At 47.7% G+C, this 15,278-nt stretch carries 14 protein-coding genes; 5 read left to right on the top strand and 9 right to left on the bottom strand.

Features of this window, described 5'->3' with window-relative positions; translation table 11 throughout:
* Complete coding sequence (locus tag GWR21_RS13235; RefSeq protein ID WP_162332205.1) at positions 1-1,251, bottom strand: allantoate amidohydrolase; 1,251 nt, start codon at positions 1,249-1,251, stop codon at positions 1-3.
* 15 nt (positions 1,252-1,266) lie between these two features.
* Positions 1,267-2,613, bottom strand: coding sequence for an allantoinase AllB (gene allB, locus GWR21_RS13230; protein ID WP_162332204.1), 1,347 nt, complete (start codon positions 2,611-2,613; stop codon positions 1,267-1,269).
* A gap of 77 nt (positions 2,614-2,690) precedes the next feature.
* On the opposite strand from allB, the gene pucL reads away from it, so the two are divergent.
* Positions 2,691-3,536: a factor-independent urate hydroxylase gene (gene pucL / locus GWR21_RS13225; RefSeq protein WP_162332203.1), complete on the top strand. Its 846-nt coding sequence runs from the start codon at positions 2,691-2,693 to the stop codon at positions 3,534-3,536.
* Here pucL and GWR21_RS13220 read toward each other — a convergent pair.
* The 3 genes from GWR21_RS13220 to GWR21_RS13210 are packed head-to-tail and all read right to left on the bottom strand — an operon-like array spanning position 3,481 to position 8,194.
* Entirely contained in the window at positions 3,481-4,500 is a 1,020-nt protein-coding gene (locus GWR21_RS13220) for an XdhC family protein (RefSeq protein WP_162332202.1), read from the bottom strand. The two genes, pucL and GWR21_RS13220, sit on opposite strands and share 56 nt — an antisense overlap.
* Positions 4,463-6,772 carry a molybdopterin cofactor-binding domain-containing protein gene (locus GWR21_RS13215; RefSeq protein ID WP_162332201.1) on the bottom strand — a complete coding sequence of 770 codons (2,310 nt, stop codon included), beginning with the start codon at positions 6,770-6,772 and terminating at the stop codon, positions 4,463-4,465. The genes GWR21_RS13220 and GWR21_RS13215 overlap by 38 nt, the downstream gene beginning before the upstream one ends.
* Positions 6,773-6,778: 6 nt before the next feature.
* A complete protein-coding gene (locus tag GWR21_RS13210) occupies positions 6,779-8,194 on the bottom strand; it encodes an FAD binding domain-containing protein (protein ID WP_238430358.1) in 1,416 nt (471 codons plus the stop codon).
* 188 nt (positions 8,195-8,382) lie between these two features.
* Here GWR21_RS13210 and GWR21_RS13205 point away from each other — a divergent pair, with 188 nt between their 5' ends.
* Positions 8,383-8,688, top strand: coding sequence for an ArsR/SmtB family transcription factor (locus GWR21_RS13205; RefSeq protein WP_162332200.1), 306 nt, complete (start codon positions 8,383-8,385; stop codon positions 8,686-8,688).
* A gap of 41 nt (positions 8,689-8,729) precedes the next feature.
* On the opposite strand, the gene GWR21_RS13200 is transcribed toward GWR21_RS13205, so the two are convergent.
* The 3 genes from GWR21_RS13200 to GWR21_RS13190 form a co-directional block, all read right to left on the bottom strand.
* Positions 8,730-9,380: an HD domain-containing protein gene (locus GWR21_RS13200; RefSeq protein ID WP_162332199.1), complete on the bottom strand. Its 651-nt coding sequence runs from the start codon at positions 9,378-9,380 to the stop codon at positions 8,730-8,732.
* 66 nt (positions 9,381-9,446) lie between these two features.
* Positions 9,447-10,310, bottom strand: a complete 864-nt coding sequence (locus GWR21_RS13195; RefSeq protein ID WP_162332198.1) for a helix-turn-helix domain-containing protein — start codon at positions 10,308-10,310, stop codon at positions 9,447-9,449.
* Between the two features lie 330 nt (positions 10,311-10,640).
* Entirely contained in the window at positions 10,641-11,126 is a 486-nt protein-coding gene (locus tag GWR21_RS13190; protein ID WP_162332197.1) for a GNAT family N-acetyltransferase, read from the bottom strand.
* Between the two features lie 171 nt (positions 11,127-11,297).
* Here GWR21_RS13190 and GWR21_RS13185 point away from each other — a divergent pair, with 171 nt between their 5' ends.
* From GWR21_RS13185 to GWR21_RS13175, 3 genes are read left to right on the top strand one after another with little or no spacing between them, the layout of a single operon-like run.
* Positions 11,298-11,849, top strand: a complete 552-nt coding sequence (locus tag GWR21_RS13185) for an RNA polymerase sigma-70 factor (RefSeq protein ID WP_162332196.1) — start codon at positions 11,298-11,300, stop codon at positions 11,847-11,849.
* A 7-nt stretch (positions 11,850-11,856) separates the two neighbouring features.
* Entirely contained in the window at positions 11,857-12,864 is a 1,008-nt protein-coding gene (locus GWR21_RS13180; RefSeq protein ID WP_162332195.1) for a FecR domain-containing protein, read from the top strand.
* Positions 12,865-12,888: 24 nt separating this feature from the next.
* Positions 12,889-14,280 carry a hypothetical protein gene (locus GWR21_RS13175; RefSeq protein WP_162332194.1) on the top strand — a complete coding sequence of 464 codons (1,392 nt, stop codon included), beginning with the start codon at positions 12,889-12,891 and terminating at the stop codon, positions 14,278-14,280.
* 45 nt (positions 14,281-14,325) lie between these two features.
* Here GWR21_RS13175 and GWR21_RS13170 read toward each other — a convergent pair whose 3' ends face one another.
* Positions 14,326-15,228: a LysR family transcriptional regulator gene (locus tag GWR21_RS13170; RefSeq protein ID WP_162332193.1), complete on the bottom strand. Its 903-nt coding sequence runs from the start codon at positions 15,226-15,228 to the stop codon at positions 14,326-14,328.
* Between the last annotated feature and the right edge of the window lie 50 nt (positions 15,229-15,278).

Genomic DNA, 15,278 nt, shown 5'->3' with positions numbered 1-15,278 from the left:
TTACCGCTTTTTATATACCTCTGTGAGGCGATGAATAAAATGATCTGCTACTTTCACTGCCGCAGCAATGTCCGGTACTTCCACATTTTCCAGTGGCTGATGACTGATTCCTTTGTAACATCTGACAAACAGCATGCATACGGGAGCAACGGCTGCAATGGTCACGGCGTCATGTCCTGCGCCGCTATGCAGGTTCTTCACATTGTAGCCTGCTGCGGAGACAGCCTGCGCAAGCAGGTGGCTTAATGCGGTGTCACAGGCAACAGGCTTCGTTTTTTGTATAATGTCCCAGTCCGCGGTCAGTTGCCTTTCATCACAGATCTGTGCGGCTATTTCTTTCAGGGATTTGCGTGCTTTCTTTAATACAGTCTGTTCAGGACTCCTGATGTCCAGTGTGCAGGTTACTTCACCCGGTATCACGTTGCTGGCGGCATCTGTTATCTGGAGGGTGCCCACTGTAGCCAGCAGCGCTTCTTTCTGATGCGCAGCATACCTTTCTGTTGCCAGTATGAATTCAGCCGCTGCACATAAAGCATCCTGCCGCATGTCCATGGGGACAGTGCCCGCATGCCCGGATATACCATTAAACTTTACGCGGACACGTTGTTGTCCTGCGATACTTTGTACAATGGCTACCGGTAGTTGCTCTTCATACAGTACCGGTCCCTGTTCGATATGTATTTCGAAATATCCCAGCCATTCTTCTGCTGGTATGGCATCATTGGCCAGTAACGCCGGATCGCCGCCAATTGTTTTGATCGCATCACGAAGTGTGATACCCGTATCATCTGTTTGCTGAAGCAGCGATATGTCAAAGCTACCGGCAACGGTATTACTGCCCAGGTATGTGGTATGAAAGCGTACGCCTTCCTCATCACTGAAGGCGATCAGCTCTATATTGAACGGGAGTTGTATATCTTCCTGGTGCAGCCAGTGGATCAGGTCTATGCCCATGATCACGCCTAATGGACCATCAAAGCGGCCTGCATTCCTGACTGTATCGATATGTGACGCAATGACCAGTGTTTTGGCGGCAGGTTGCTGACTGTTCCATCTGCCTCTTACATTTCCGATATTATCTATTCTGGCGTCCAGTCCTGCTTCCTGCATCCATGACAATACACGGCTGCATCCGCTGATAAAAGCAGGTGAGCCGAACGTGCGCGTTATACAGTGAGCATCCTCACTGATACAAGCCAGTTCCTGGATTCTGGCCAGTATATTGTTTGCCCGGTGCAGGTAGTTTTCCATAACGCTGTATTTAGTCTATATGTTTGACTGTCTGATGATGTGCTGACCCTGATGCGTATGTGGAAAATTACCCTCATCAAATACTTTTACTCCTCTCAGATAGGTTTGTTCCACAACACCATATAAAGTCTCATTGATGTAGGGTGTCAGTTTATGTTTATGGTACAGTCCTTCTGCATTGACGATAAATGAACGCTCAGGATCCCATACGACGAGGTCAGCGTCATAACCCGGTGCTATCTTCCCTTTTCTGTTTTCTAGTCCGGCTAATATCGCAGGACGTTCACATAACCAGCTCGCTATCTGTTCAATGCGGACGCCCCGGCTTCTGCCTGCTGTCCATAGGGCAGGTAATGCTAACTGAAGGGAGGCTATGCCACCCCAGGCAGTAGTGAAGTCACCTGTGTCGATCTGTTTCAATGCCGGTGGTGCCGGAGAATGATCTGTTGCCACAAAGTCAATAATGCCCGCTTTCAGGGCTTCCCATAATTTACTGTTATTCTCTCTTTCCCGGATAGGCGGTGCGCATTTAAAGCTGGTATTGCCGTCGGGGATCTCCTCCGCATTGAAGTACAGGTAATGCTGTGTGGTTTCAACTGTAAGGGGTAACCCTTTTTCCTTTGCGATAGTGATCTGTTCAAGGGCGGCTGCCGAAGAAAGATGCACAATATGGACCCTGCATCCATATAGTTCGCAGCAATGTATCATCAGCGCAATAGCCGCCTGTTCCCACAATTGCGGGCGGGATGCCATATACTGTCGATAGGAGCGTACATTATCCTGCCTAGGGGGCTGTATATCCGGCATCAGCTCACAATGGACCAGTAAGGGCAGCTGATGGCGGGCAATGACCGGCATCGCCATTTCCAGATCGGCAGCGGTGACATGCGGAAAGTCGTCAATGCCGGAGTGCGTCAGGAATGCCTTGAACCCACTGATCCCCTTTAATGCCATCCCTTCTATTTCGTGTGTGTTGCCCGGTATAATGCCTCCCCAGTATCCGACATCACAGTGTAACCGGGGACCGGCCGCCTGTATTTTTTCCTCAAATGCCCTGACGGTAGTCGTCACCGGATCCGCATTCAGTGGCATGTCGATCAGGGTAGTGATACCGCCGGCAACAGCAGCCTGTGTAGCTGTTGCAAAGCCTTCCCAATCTGTTCTGCCGGGTTCGTTGATGTGTACATGTGGATCAATCATGCCCGGCATCAGTATCTTATTACCGATATCAACAATGGTATGGGCTGCCTCAGGCACGGTGTCACTGACTGAGTAGATGCAGCCGTCTCTCACCAATACTACACCGGGTTTAATACCCTCAGGTGTGAGTATGTTATTTCCTTTTATAATGAGGTCAAACATATAAGGGGCTTCTAAGTAAAAATAGGCAATTAATTCATTATATTAGGGTATGTGACCACCAAATAAAATGCCTCAAAATGAAAATAAGACTTGGCGAAAATAGCTATGGCAAAAATGCTATCCAATTATCTAAAATTATCCGTCACCCCGCTTATCATGAGTTCCGGCAAATAACAGTGAGCGTCTCGCTGAAGGGCGATTTTGAAGAGGCCCATACAAATGGTGACAATAGCAAAATATTGCCTACAGATACACAAAAGAATACCGTGTACGCCTTGGCGAAGGATCATTTTAAATCTTCCGTGGAAGACTTTGCTATTTATCTTGCCAATCACTTTGTTTCCACACAGCCCCAGGTAGGAACTGCTACTGTTGCAATAGCGGAACACCTGTACCAGCGTATCATGCTGGACGGAAATGAACATCCGCATACCTATATCGGCGGCGGGTCCGAAAAGCATACGACTGTCGTTACAAAAGACGCCACCAGTGTCAGCGTTACATCCGGTATTGCTGACCTGTTAATATTAAAAACAACTGATTCTGCTTTTGAGAAATATATAAAAGACACATACACCACACTAAAGGAGACCAGTGACCGGATACTGGCTACAAAATGTACCATCACATGGGAATATGATCCATTGCCGGCTGATTATACAGAACAGTATAACAGTATAAGGGAGGTGTTACTACGTACATTCGCAGGACATAAAAGCCTCTCCGTACAACAGACCCTGTATGCTATGGGAGCCGCCGTACTGGAGTCGCATGCCAATGTAAAAGATGTCTATCTTGAAATGCCTAATAAGCATCATATCCCCTTCAACCTGGAGCAGTTCAATATCAGACACGAGAATGAGATCTTCATGGCGACGGATGAGCCGTATGGTCTGATTTCGGGACGGGTGACGCGGGAGTAGGTAAATGCCTTGTCTGTATGAGCTGAGCGGCAATACTCACCGCTATTTCTTCCGGCGTCTGACTGCTGATGTCTATGCCTATCGGCGCATACAACCTGGTGAGCAGTGAATCGGGGATGCCTTCTGCCCGATAGGTGGCAAACATTTTGTCCATCTTAGCGGCACTACCTAATACCCCGCAATATCTTAAAGATGTATACAGCAATGCACGTAACGCAATATCATCAGTACGGTAACCCACCGTCATGATCACCACGTAATGATGTGGTCCACCGGAAATGAGCGTTTCCAGCTGACTGTAATCATGTACAATGGTCTTCTCATGTGCACTATTGTTTTGCAACAATGTATGTACCTGCGGACGTTCTTCATAGACATGTACATAAAAGTCCAGTTTGTGCATGATGTCCGAGAGTGCCAGTGAACAATGTCCCCCGCCGATAATATGCAGGTAATCCCGGTATCCGATCTTTTCCCGGTAATACCAGTCGAGCTCTGACTGCATGTGATAGTCATATGCCGGATGGCCCTGCACTTCGCTGGTAAACTGCAGTCCCAGCGGAGAGAGCTCCAGTATACCTTGCTGGTGTTGCATCAGACAGGCAATGATCTTGTTAACAGGCGTGATACTGTCTGGCGTCAGTTTGTATAACAGGATGGTCTGATCGCCGGAGCAGATCATGCCGCTCTGGTTCTTGGGTACGCTCTTGTCATGGTGTTGCTGGTGAATGGAGTAGGAGGTAGCAAAGTGTCCTAACTGTTCTTTCGCCATCTCAGCAAACTTGTGTTCCATGATGCCGCCGCCGATGGAGCCGGCTATTTCTCCTGATTCATTTACGGCCATAAAAAAGCCTCTTCTGCCCGGGCTGCTGCCGTTACTTTCGAGTACATATAGCAGCATAACGGGAATGTTCTGTCGCAGGCTCTTACAGATCAGATCCCAGGTGACTAACTGTTTCTGCATGTTGTTGATTCGTTTCCGTATTGGTTTTAGAATATAATGCCAACAGCACTTTCTCAGGCGTCATAGGGGTGATAAACGGGATATCAGCATGTGGGTGGAATGCCCGTATCGCATTGTGCAGCGCAAACCAGGCACCTATTCCGTACATCAGTGGTGGTTCTCCGACTGCTTTGGAACGGAATACGGCCAGGTTATCCCTGGTAGTTTGCAATGCGTCTATGGCAATCGTTTTTGGGACTGCATAGATATCGGGTACCTTGTAGGTGGATAATGCATTAGAACGGAGCTTTCCTTCTCTGTCGTAGATCACTTCTTCCAGGGTCATCCATCCGATACCCTGTACGATACCGCCTTCTATTTGTCCGCGGTCAATATCGGTATTCATACTGTTGCCAAAGTCGTGTACAACCTTAACCGTGTCTATGGTATAGGTACCACGAAGGCAGTCGACCGTCGCTTCCAGTATGGCAGTGCCATACACATGATAGGCGAAAGGATGCCCTTTCTCTTTCACTGCATCATAGTGTATTTCCGGAGTGGCGTAATGTCCGTGTTCAGACAGATTGATCCGCTGTGCAAAAGCAGTTGTGACGAGCTGTTGCCAGTTCCAGGAAGACGGCTGCTGATTCACCAGTACATGTCCGTTTTCCAGGGTGATGTCAGCAGGCGTGACGTGGAATGCTTCCGCAGCCAGTTGTTTCAGCCTGTCCAGTATTGCATTACAGGCTATCAGTGTTGCCTTCCCATTCAGATCCGCCGTAGCGCTGGCCGCAGAGGGCGACGTATTGGCAATAGTATAGGTACTGGTATGATTGAGCTTTATTTTATTCGCAGGGATGGAAAACGTCTGTGCGGCTACCTGAAGTATTTTCGTATTGACGCCCTGTCCCATTTCAACAGCGCCAGTACTGATGCCGACGCTCCCGTCTGAATAAACATGTACCAGCGAACGGGCATTGTTCATCATCGTGTTGGTAAAAGAAATACCGAAGCAGATCGGCATAAAGGCGATCCCTTTTTTAAGCAGCTTATTTTCCGTATTGAACAGTTGTACCTTTCTTTGCTGTTCCACCACATCATACAATGTTTCCGCCTTGTCCCAGCAGGTGCCGGCTTCACTGGCAGCGATCTGTCCGTAGGGGAATGTTTGTCCGGTGGCGATCAGGTTTGTTTTCTGAATAAGGGCCGCATCTACCTGCAGCACGCGGGCTGCTTTTGCAATGGCAGCTTCTATCACAAACATGCCCTGCGGACCACCAAAGCCTCTGAAGGCGGTGTTGGGAGGAAGGTGTGTACGGCAACTCCAGGCGGTTGCTTTCACATGGGGAATGTAATAGGCATTGGTACAATGAAAAAGTGTCCTGGCCAGTACGGCAGGCGACAGGTCGGCGGAAGCGCCGGCATTCTGAAAGAAGGATACTTCGTACGCCAGTATTTTCAGGTCTTTGTCCAGCCCTATTTTAAAGTCGGCTGCATATGGATGCCGCTTACCAGTCATTGCCATATCCTCCATTCTGTGCAGGGCATATTTTACCGGCTTTTTCAGTATCCATGCGGCTAAGGCACAGAGGGCCGCCCAGGTGTTCGCCTGATCTTCCTTGCCACCAAAGCCACCACCCAGCCGTGTCACGATCACTTCAAACTGGTGCATAGAGGCTCCTGTGATGGCAGCTACCACGCGTTGCACAGCAGTTGGTCCCTGCGTGGAGGAATAGATCCGCAGACTGTTATGCTCCTGTGGAATGACATAGGCGCCCTGCGTTTCAATGTACAGATGCTCCTGTCCGTTGATATCAGCATTGCCGGTAAAGATGTGTGTACATTGCGGCCAGGCAAGGTCTGTATCTCCCTGCCGGAAAGTGCGTGGAGGGATGATGAGCTCACCTTTTGCCTGCGCCTCGCGGGGATCAGTAATGACAGGTAGCGCATCGATCCTAATACGTATCTTCTTTACCGCTGCTCTTGCCGCCTCCCGGGTGCGGGCGACCACAAAGGCCACCGGCATACCGCAAAAATGTACATGTGTATCAGCCAGCAGGGGTTCATCCTTGATGATACCACCTATCTCGTTCTGTCCGGGAATATCGGCTGCTGTAAAGACGCGCACGACACCAGGTATCCGCAGGGCGTCATCTAATATCAATTCCCTGATGACGCCATGCGCGGAGGGCGACTCAAAGGCAGCTCCGAACAACGTACCATTCATGACGGGTACATCGTCCAGGTACACAGACGTACCGCTGACATGTGTGTTCGAATCAATATTCTTCATAGCGTGTTATAATAACAATTCCACCTGCAGGGAGGGGAAGAGCGTAATGAAATGTGCTTTTATCAGTTGTTCCAGCAGCAGGCGTTTATATTCGGCGGTACCCCTGGCATCACTGATCGGTGTGATTTCCAGTTGCGCAATGGCATATGCCTGTTTGATGGTCGCTGTTCCCGGTGCCTTGCCCCTCAGAAATGCCGCTGTATCAGTCAGCAGCATCGGAACCGGGCCTACACCGCCTGCGGCGATCCGCACCTCACTGATCAGGTTCGCTGCCATTGTGATACTGATGGCACTGTTGACACTGGCAATATCCAGGTGCGTCCGTTTACTGACCTTCTCAAAATGAAAGCCGGTGTCCGGGCCAGGCAGTTCGAACCAGCAACGGGTGATATACTCATCGGGATTTTTATGCAACTGTTTATAGCCTTTATACAATTCCCGGAGCGGAAGTGTTCGCGTATGGTGTCCGTCACTCAGTTCCAGGGTTGTATCCAGGGCAAGGAAGAAGATCGTCATGTCGCCGATAGGAGAGGCGTTGACAAAGTTGCCCGCAATGGTGGCCATGTTCCGGATAGGCGTGGAGGACACCAGTTGCAGATAATTCTCCAGTGCCGGAAAATAGTGCTGCATGACAGGCGATTCCAGCAGGTCACTTACGGTAACAGCGGCGCCCAGTACACAGCGGGTGTCTTCCCGGGTAATGCCTTTCAGCATTTCCTGTCCGAGTAAAAAACGGATGGGATGCTCCTGTAGCGCTTCGGGTTGCTGCACATAGAGATCGGTGCCGCCACCAACGAAACAGGGATGGCTGTCAGGAGGTGGATTTAATTCCCCGTTAAGCGATGTAATCAGGCTTTTTAGCCGCTCTTTTATGCTGGTGAAGTATTCGGGCAGGATTTGTCTTTCGGCAGCAAATAAGGCCGGTTCCTCGTTATCTCTGCTGGTAAGCAGGGTTGCCACAACGGCCGCAGCTCTTTCTATGGATTTGTATCCGGTACACCGGCAGATGTTGCCATCTATGGCGGCAATGGCATTGCGCGTAGTAGGCGCTTTCCGGTCCAGGCAAAAGCCGGCGAGTGACATGACGAAGCCGGGGGTACAGAAGCCGCACTGCGTAGCACTGTTGTCCAGCATTGCCTGCTGGATAGGGTTCAGTGCAGGCAGCATGTTAACGCCTTCTATGGTCACGATATGTTTACCATGTGCATTGCCCAGTGGCGTCAGGCAGGAAGTCCAGGAGCGGTACACCAGTACGCCCTGTTGCAGCTCACCTGCCAGTATGATACAGGCGCCGCAATCTCCTTCGTTGCAACCGGTCTTTGTACCGGTCAGGTGCTGATGATATCTGATGAAATCCAGCAGCGGCATACCCGGGGGCAGTGAGGTACTAACATCTTCATTATTAAGTATAAATTTTAGCAAGGGTAACAAATGTGGTTTCTCTGAAGTTAATGAAAATTTTCCATGTTCAGAAGTGCTGTTCGCCGATGCTGTGCGGCTTTAAGGCATTATTTTTTGTACTGCGGTCAGGAACGATGTGAGTGATGGAAACAAGCATTGCTTTCCTTAATTTTGTAACCGTACAGTTTCTTGTAACAAGTTCATATACAATGAGAAGAGATGTTTATCAGGCCATTGCAGATCCTACCAGGAGAGAAATCATCCACCTGCTGGCACACCAGACACTCAATCTGAATGCGATCGCCGACAAATTTGATATCAGCAGACCCGCCGTATCCAAACATATCAGGATACTAACGGAATGCGGATTATTAATGATCACCCAGCAGGGCAGGGAACGCTATTGCCGTGCAGATCCGAAAAAGCTGCAGGAAGTAGCTGAGTGGACGGAACAGTTTAAAAGCTTCTGGACGCAGCGGCTGGATGCGTTGGGAGAGTTCCTGGAAGGGAATTAGGAATTGCATGCTGACCAATTCCCAATTCCCAATGCCTAATTTCACTCCGCCCACGGCGAATGCGCTATGCAGGTACAGAAGTTCTTCCTTTCGAAATTTGGGATCATAAAGGCACAAACGTCCGCCTTAATATTGCCAAACGTCGTATCTGTTTTGTGTTTAAACCCTTCAAAGAAGGCCGGAATGATCTTTTTCTTGAAATCCGTTCTCGGGAATGCCCTGATGATCGCTTCCCTGTTCTCTGCTGTCAGGTGTTCATAGCCTTCTCCCATCACATCTAAACCTACCCCGGAATACATCAGCGCTACTTCCGGTTCTTTATACTCCGCAATACCGATCGTTGTATGCAGGGCAATGGTATCCCATACGCGTTGCAGCGACTGTTCCGGATAACCATGGCTTTTCAGGAAGTCTCTTGCAGCATTTGCCCCATCTACTTCAAAACGTTTATCCGGACTGCTGTAATGAGGTACAAGTCCCAGGTCATGAAAGATGGAGCTGATATACAACAACTCTGTATCGTGTTTGACATGATTACGCTGTGCATTGAGTGAAGAGAAGAGAAATACCCTGAGTGAGTGGTTGTAAAGGAACTCATTCCCATGTTCCAGCAGTAATTCCGTGGCCTGCTTTGCTACCTGGCTGTCTGGGATATCTATTCCGGCTAATTTTGATAATCTTGTTACTGGCATAATTTTACTATTTATGCCTCAAAATTACCGGGAAAGCCCAGGGCAGTAAATGCTAAAAACTGCCAATCAGATACCAATTTTCACAAACTGGGTCCTGTATTCATTCGGCGATACCTGTGTTTCTTTCTTAAAGAAATTACTGAACTGATACGGTGTGGCGAAATTGAGCAGGTATGAGATCTCTTTCACTGGTTTTGTGGAAAACTGTAATAGCCGTTTCGCTTCGGCGACCAGTTGTCCGTTAATGACGTCTTTCGCTCTTCTGCCTCCGCAGCGTTTGCAGAGGTCTGCCAGCTGGCGGTAGGAGAGGCCTAATTTCCCGGCATAGTCATTCACTTCATGTGTATTCCGGTATTCCCTGCTGACCAGTTCTACATACTGGCGGTATACCTGGTTGTCGGTGGAACTATGACCGGTGTGCAACAGGCTGTTCACATTCGCCACCTTGATCATGATGATCTTCAGATAAGCGGCTAACGCATCGCCCTTGTTCACATAATCAGGCATATTAAATTCTTCGAGTGTGGTGGACAGCAGACTGTCTATTACCTGTTCCTCCCTGGTATCCAACTGCATCTGCTGGTGCCCGGAGGGATCATTGTAAAGTACAGCCTTACAATTAGCTGCACTGGCGGGTGTTTTCTCCCAGAAGCAGTCTCCGAAGCGGAGTATATACCCGTTAACAAGATTATCATGGCTAACAGCGTATATCTGCCCTTTGGAGAGGATGAAAAGGCTATGCGGAGTAATCGCGTGTGCCTTGCCGTCAATGGTGATCGTGCCGTGCCCGTTCCTTACAAAGATGAGTTCATTGAAGGAGATACGTCGCAGGGCATCATCTTCAAACAGTTGCCCGTCGATGGCTGTAATGGAAAACGAGTCCTTCAATGCAGGATGAATAGTTATGTTGATGATGTCGGCCCTGTGCATAAGTGTAAAATTAGGTAAATATCCCGTGGGTGAATATTTAAAGAATCGATGCTTTCATAGAGATCATTATATACAACAGGGCCTTCACTGTCTGATAGTGAAGGCCCGGGGGACTAAATTGAGAAAATTCGAGCAACTTGTGTTAATCAGGATATGGATATGGTTGTTTGTCTTTTAATGGTAAAAATGGTAGTTAGCCGGCGATGTCCTGCTAACATGTATGTAAAGTCCGGCTTTTTGCCGGATCATGCAATCACCGAAATTGGGGATACGACTGTTGCTCCCTTATTAAAGGGATAGATAAAGATGTAATGGGCAGGCCTGACTGTACTATAGTGTTTTCAGCATCCAGACAGTGCAGGCGAAATGTCCGGAGTTACCCAGTGGTTTATCCAAATAGCGGAAATCCGCTTTTTCATAGATGCTGATCGCCTTGGTGAAATCAGGGAAAGATTCGAGATATATTTCCTTATAGCCTAATTCTTTAGCACCTTCGAAAGTCCTTTCCATCAGGGTCTTACCAATACCTTTGCCCCTGGCGGCACTGCTTAAATAGTACTTGACAAGTTCGGCGCAGCCTTCAGGCAGTCCCCTGGTAGGAAAGAGCCCACATCCACCTAAGATCACACCGTCCTCTTCTGCTATGAAATACGCACTGCCTGGCGTCTGAAAAAGATCATAGAGCTTATCCGTCTCCGGATCTGAATAAACAGTGCCTGTTTTAGGTACGGTATCAAATTCATCAAATGTTGCACGGATGATAGCCGCCAATGGGGCATTGTCAGCCGGAATAATATTTCTGATCGTTACTGGCATGGTGTTGCTGTTCTGAAGTAATTGATTCGCACGTAAAAATAAAGTAAATCGACCTGGATATCCTAGCAAACAGGGCTATAGTACCAATTAAAATATTTTCTGTGTCTGTATAAGGGTATCTTCCGTGTGGCGTGTCTAGTATGTAACCGGTCATGCTTAAAGTTGTACACATTGAACAAACTGATCAATCCGCAACGTGCGAAGGATGTTTATAAACAGTGCTTTCAGGAAAATTTTGAACGCCTGCATCGCTATGCCTTCACACTACTACAGGATAATGAAGAAGCCAGGGATGTTGTGCAACTGGCATTTGTCAAACTCTGGCAGAAACAGGAGGAGATCAACCTGGAAGGTGCAGGCCGGGCTTATTTGTATACAACAGTACAAAGAGAATGTTATAACATTTTCCGGAGTAAGAAGGTACGAAAGAACTATGCCAGTGCAGTACATGCCACACATGCAGAAGAATATACAGATGACCGGTTGGAAAGCAGAGAATTGAGTAACAGGATACAGGCCGCAATTGATGCTTTACCACCTAAATGCAGAGAGGTATTCTGTAAAAGCCGCTTCGAGGATAAGAAGTACGCAGAGATCGCGGCTGAGTTAAATATATCCGTCAAAACGGTAGAAGTGCAGATGAGCAAAGCGCTTAAAGTGATGAGGGAACAACTCGGAGATCTGATTCCAATATCTATAATTCTTATCGCATATTTCAAATAGCGCTTCAATGAGTATACACCAAAAGATGGAGATAGATATCACGCTGCTGACGAGATACCTGTCAGGTGAAGCGACGCCTGAAGAGGCGATGGCAATAGACGACTGGCTGACCGACAGCACACATTCGCAGGAGTTTGCACAGCTTCGTCAAACGTGGCAGCTGATCCCGGGCAATAAGACATGGAACGCGCCATCCGCAGCCAGAGAATGGGAAACATTGCTGACACAGCTGCCGAAGGAGCCTCAGGCAGGTAGCCTCAGGCGGCTGCTCATTCGTTACGCGGTGGCAGCTGTCATGACCGGCATATTGTTCATAGCCGGTTTGTATGGTTATTATCAGCTGCGCGGAGAAAAGAATATTATATGGCAGCCAGTACCGGTGCAAAGTACACGATATGCAATACGGAAAGGTGTATTGCCCGATGGATCTGCGATCGTAATAAACAGGAACAGTACATTGCAGTATGCGGCGGACTATAATCAGCAGGATAGAAAATTGCTGCTACAGGGAGAGGGTTATTTTGATGTGATGGCAGATGGACACAGGCCTTTCATTGTACATGCCAGCGATCTGAAAATACAGGTATTGGGTACATCCTTTAATGTGCGGGAGGACTTTGCGGCAAGGGTGATTACGGTGGCGGTGAATAGCGGTAAAGTAAAGTTGTATACTACAAATAAAGAACTGATTGTTCCGGCAGGAAAAACGGGGGTGTATGCAATAACAACCGGTGCGCTCACGCTTAGTGATACAACGGATATCAATGTGTTCAGTTATGTGACCCATGACTTCGCTTTTGATGATATGCCATTGCCGGCGATCTGTCACTACCTGGAACATACATTTAATGTGCAGGTCATACTGGAGAATGAACAACTGTCGCAATGCAGAATGTCAGCTCATTTTAAGGGCAGGTCTGTCGCCTATATCATGGATATGATAGCGGCCACTTTAAATATTGACTATACTATTAAGGATAATACTATTTATATCAGCGGAAACGGCTGTAACTAGCCCATTAACCTATAATTCTCTACTATGCTTAAAAAGGCAATTTATTTTCCGTTCCTGATCGGAATGGCGCAGCTTCCTGTTATCACCCATGCCCAACTCAGTAAAGAGAAAGCAGAGAAACACATTGTTGTTAATAGTAAAACGATTCGTGTAGCTACATTGCTGGGGATATTTTCAAAAGAAACCGACCTTGAGTTTTCCTTTAATTCAAAACAGTTAAGTCCATCGAGGGAAATACCGGTTACGCATCACGATCAGACATTATCTGCGTGGCTGAAAGAGCTGGAAAAGACCACCGGTATTCACGTACGCGTGAAAGGAGATCATATTATTCTACAGGATGCACCGGTGCCTGTACAGACTGCAACTATCAGGGAGAGAGCGGTGGTGAATACTCCTGCTGTAAAAACGTCAACTATACAGCGTGCCGCAGCAGCGAATAAAGTAGTTGTGCAACCAGGCGAAAATGCTCCTGATATAACGGAGAAGCTGGCTGTAAACCACGGTGTTGCCATTGTTAAACATTTGCATGAGCGTGATAAAGTGACTATGACTGATAAGAAGAAAAGACTAAAGGATGTCACGGATAGCCAGGAGTCCAGTGCCCGGCAACAGCAACGTGCAGATAGTAACGCGCGAGTGAATGCCGTTGACATACCGGAAAACAGCATGTCGCCCCACAGGGCGGTTGTGCCGGCTGCTAAGGGTGATGCTGCCTATACTGCTGATAAGCCAACGTATAACGGGCAGGCAGGTTTGATCACCAACGATGAATTACAGCCGTTGCCTGCATATGAATTACCCGCAACAGATCAACAGATCAGTATAGTGAACCCTCCCGTTGTTGGGGCGGTGAAAGAGAGGGCTGCGTTTATCGCAGCCCGTCAGGCAGGAGATACAAATATGGTTGCTGCCCCGCCATTGCGTAAGCTGACAAGCCTGGAACTGGGACTACAGGGTATTGGGTTGGCTTTTGAATTGCCCGTGGCAAGGAAAGTTACTGTTAAGTTTTCCGGCGGTCTTGGAGGAGGGTATGATCTGCGTAATGACTTTAGTTATGACTGGGCGCTGGCAGATCCATGTGTGTACCTGTCTGTCAATCCACGGTATTATTACAACCGCGATAAGCGTGAAAGAAAAGGAAAACGTAATTCACTGAACGCGGGGTATTATATCGGGCTGCGGGTAAAGTACACCAGTACGAGTATCATTGAAACAGATGTCACGGACGCGATCATGAGCAATATACACTGGGGGATGCAGACGCCTATAGGCAGGAAATGGGTGATAGATGGCCATGCAGGCGTAGGATGGGGCTGTAACTTTATTGATACGTTTAATCCCATTCATTCCAGGTTTTACCCGGCAGTAGAGATCAGGTTCTCTTACGTACTGAATAAGAAAAGTCATTTGTAAATATTAACAGCGACCTGTATGATGATGCATAGGTCGCTGTTCTTTTTAAACGGGTAACATGACTTTTCTGAAGAGCGTTTTGATGAGTGCTATTTCCTCTGCATACATCGTCTTTTTTCTCGTACCGAAGTAGAGTGTATTCTTTAGTTTTGTTTTTCCTTCCCAAAGTAGTTTCAGCTCTCCTGCTTCTATCTCTTTCCTGCAAAGGAAATCGGGTATGACGGCCACCCCCTTTCCGCTTCTGAGACAACGAACGATCGAGTTCAGATTGGGTACGATGTAGTTCGGACGGAAGTCAGGATGATGATTGAAATTCAGTTTCCAGAAACGGAACAGGTGCTCCATATCGCCGGTGGTACCGTACCATTTCTGTTGCTTAAGCCATTCTTCCACTACATCCATATCTTTACCTTTGGCCAGTTTATTGAAGGCTTTACTGTCTACATCATTCCCTGCTACCAATACAATCGTTTCCGAAGAAAAGGCTTCGTGTTCAATGTTGACCGAGGTACCTCGCTGCGGTGTGATGATCAGGTCGAGGATGCCTTTGTCCAGGTTATCGAGCATTTCCGGATATTCCCCAAAGCGGATAATGACATTGAAGGGAAGTGTGGATATGTATTGTTCCAGCGTTATCTGAAATGTTTCGAAGCACATGCCTACACTGATGGTAGGGGTGTGTACTTCTGTACTTTTCTGGAAGTTCTTTTCTGCATCTTCCAGTTTGCTGAGCGGTTCAATAATGAAGTTGTAAAAAACCTTTCCTTTTTCCGTAGGGATCATTTTACGCCCCGTTCTTTCAAAAAGTTTGTAGCCGACATAGTTCTCCAGCGAACTTAAATGCAGACTCACCCCTGGTTGCGATATAAACAGGCTTTCTGCGGCACCGGTCAGGGTGCCGGTCTTATATATTGCTTTAAATGTCCTGTACCACTCTAGATTAACCATAATAATGCTATTATAATTCTGATACAAAGGTATGATTTAACTTGTTTTAA

It is taken from the genome of Chitinophaga agri (genome assembly GCF_010093065.1).
Classification (GTDB): domain Bacteria; phylum Bacteroidota; class Bacteroidia; order Chitinophagales; family Chitinophagaceae; genus Chitinophaga; species Chitinophaga agri.
The sequence above is the reverse complement of the archived record's forward strand: the minus strand, read 5'-3'. Positions and strand labels throughout refer to the sequence as shown.

What these genes read in the sequence shown, in the direction of transcription:
- GWR21_RS13175 (WP_162332194.1), top strand. Translation starts at nt 12,889, where the DNA reads ATGCTTAAAAAGGCAATTTATTTTCCGTTCCTGATCGGAATGGCGCAG.
- pucL (WP_162332203.1), top strand. Translation starts at nt 2,691, where the DNA reads ATGAAAATAAGACTTGGCGAAAATAGCTATGGCAAAAATGCTATCCAA.
- GWR21_RS13195 (WP_162332198.1), bottom strand. Translation starts at nt 10,310, where the DNA reads ATGCACAGGGCCGACATCATCAACATAACTATTCATCCTGCATTGAAG.
- GWR21_RS13215 (WP_162332201.1), bottom strand. Translation starts at nt 6,772, where the DNA reads ATGAAGAATATTGATTCGAACACACATGTCAGCGGTACGTCTGTGTAC.
- GWR21_RS13235 (WP_162332205.1), bottom strand. Translation starts at nt 1,251, where the DNA reads ATGGAAAACTACCTGCACCGGGCAAACAATATACTGGCCAGAATCCAG.
- GWR21_RS13200 (WP_162332199.1), bottom strand. Translation starts at nt 9,380, where the DNA reads ATGCCAGTAACAAGATTATCAAAATTAGCCGGAATAGATATCCCAGAC.
- allB (WP_162332204.1), bottom strand. Translation starts at nt 2,613, where the DNA reads ATGTTTGACCTCATTATAAAAGGAAATAACATACTCACACCTGAGGGT.
- GWR21_RS13205 (WP_162332200.1), top strand. Translation starts at nt 8,383, where the DNA reads ATGAGAAGAGATGTTTATCAGGCCATTGCAGATCCTACCAGGAGAGAA.
- GWR21_RS13220 (WP_162332202.1), bottom strand. Translation starts at nt 4,500, where the DNA reads ATGCAGAAACAGTTAGTCACCTGGGATCTGATCTGTAAGAGCCTGCGA.
- GWR21_RS13170 (WP_162332193.1), bottom strand. Translation starts at nt 15,228, where the DNA reads ATGGTTAATCTAGAGTGGTACAGGACATTTAAAGCAATATATAAGACC.
- GWR21_RS13190 (WP_162332197.1), bottom strand. Translation starts at nt 11,126, where the DNA reads ATGCCAGTAACGATCAGAAATATTATTCCGGCTGACAATGCCCCATTG.
- GWR21_RS13180 (WP_162332195.1), top strand. Translation starts at nt 11,857, where the DNA reads ATGAGTATACACCAAAAGATGGAGATAGATATCACGCTGCTGACGAGA.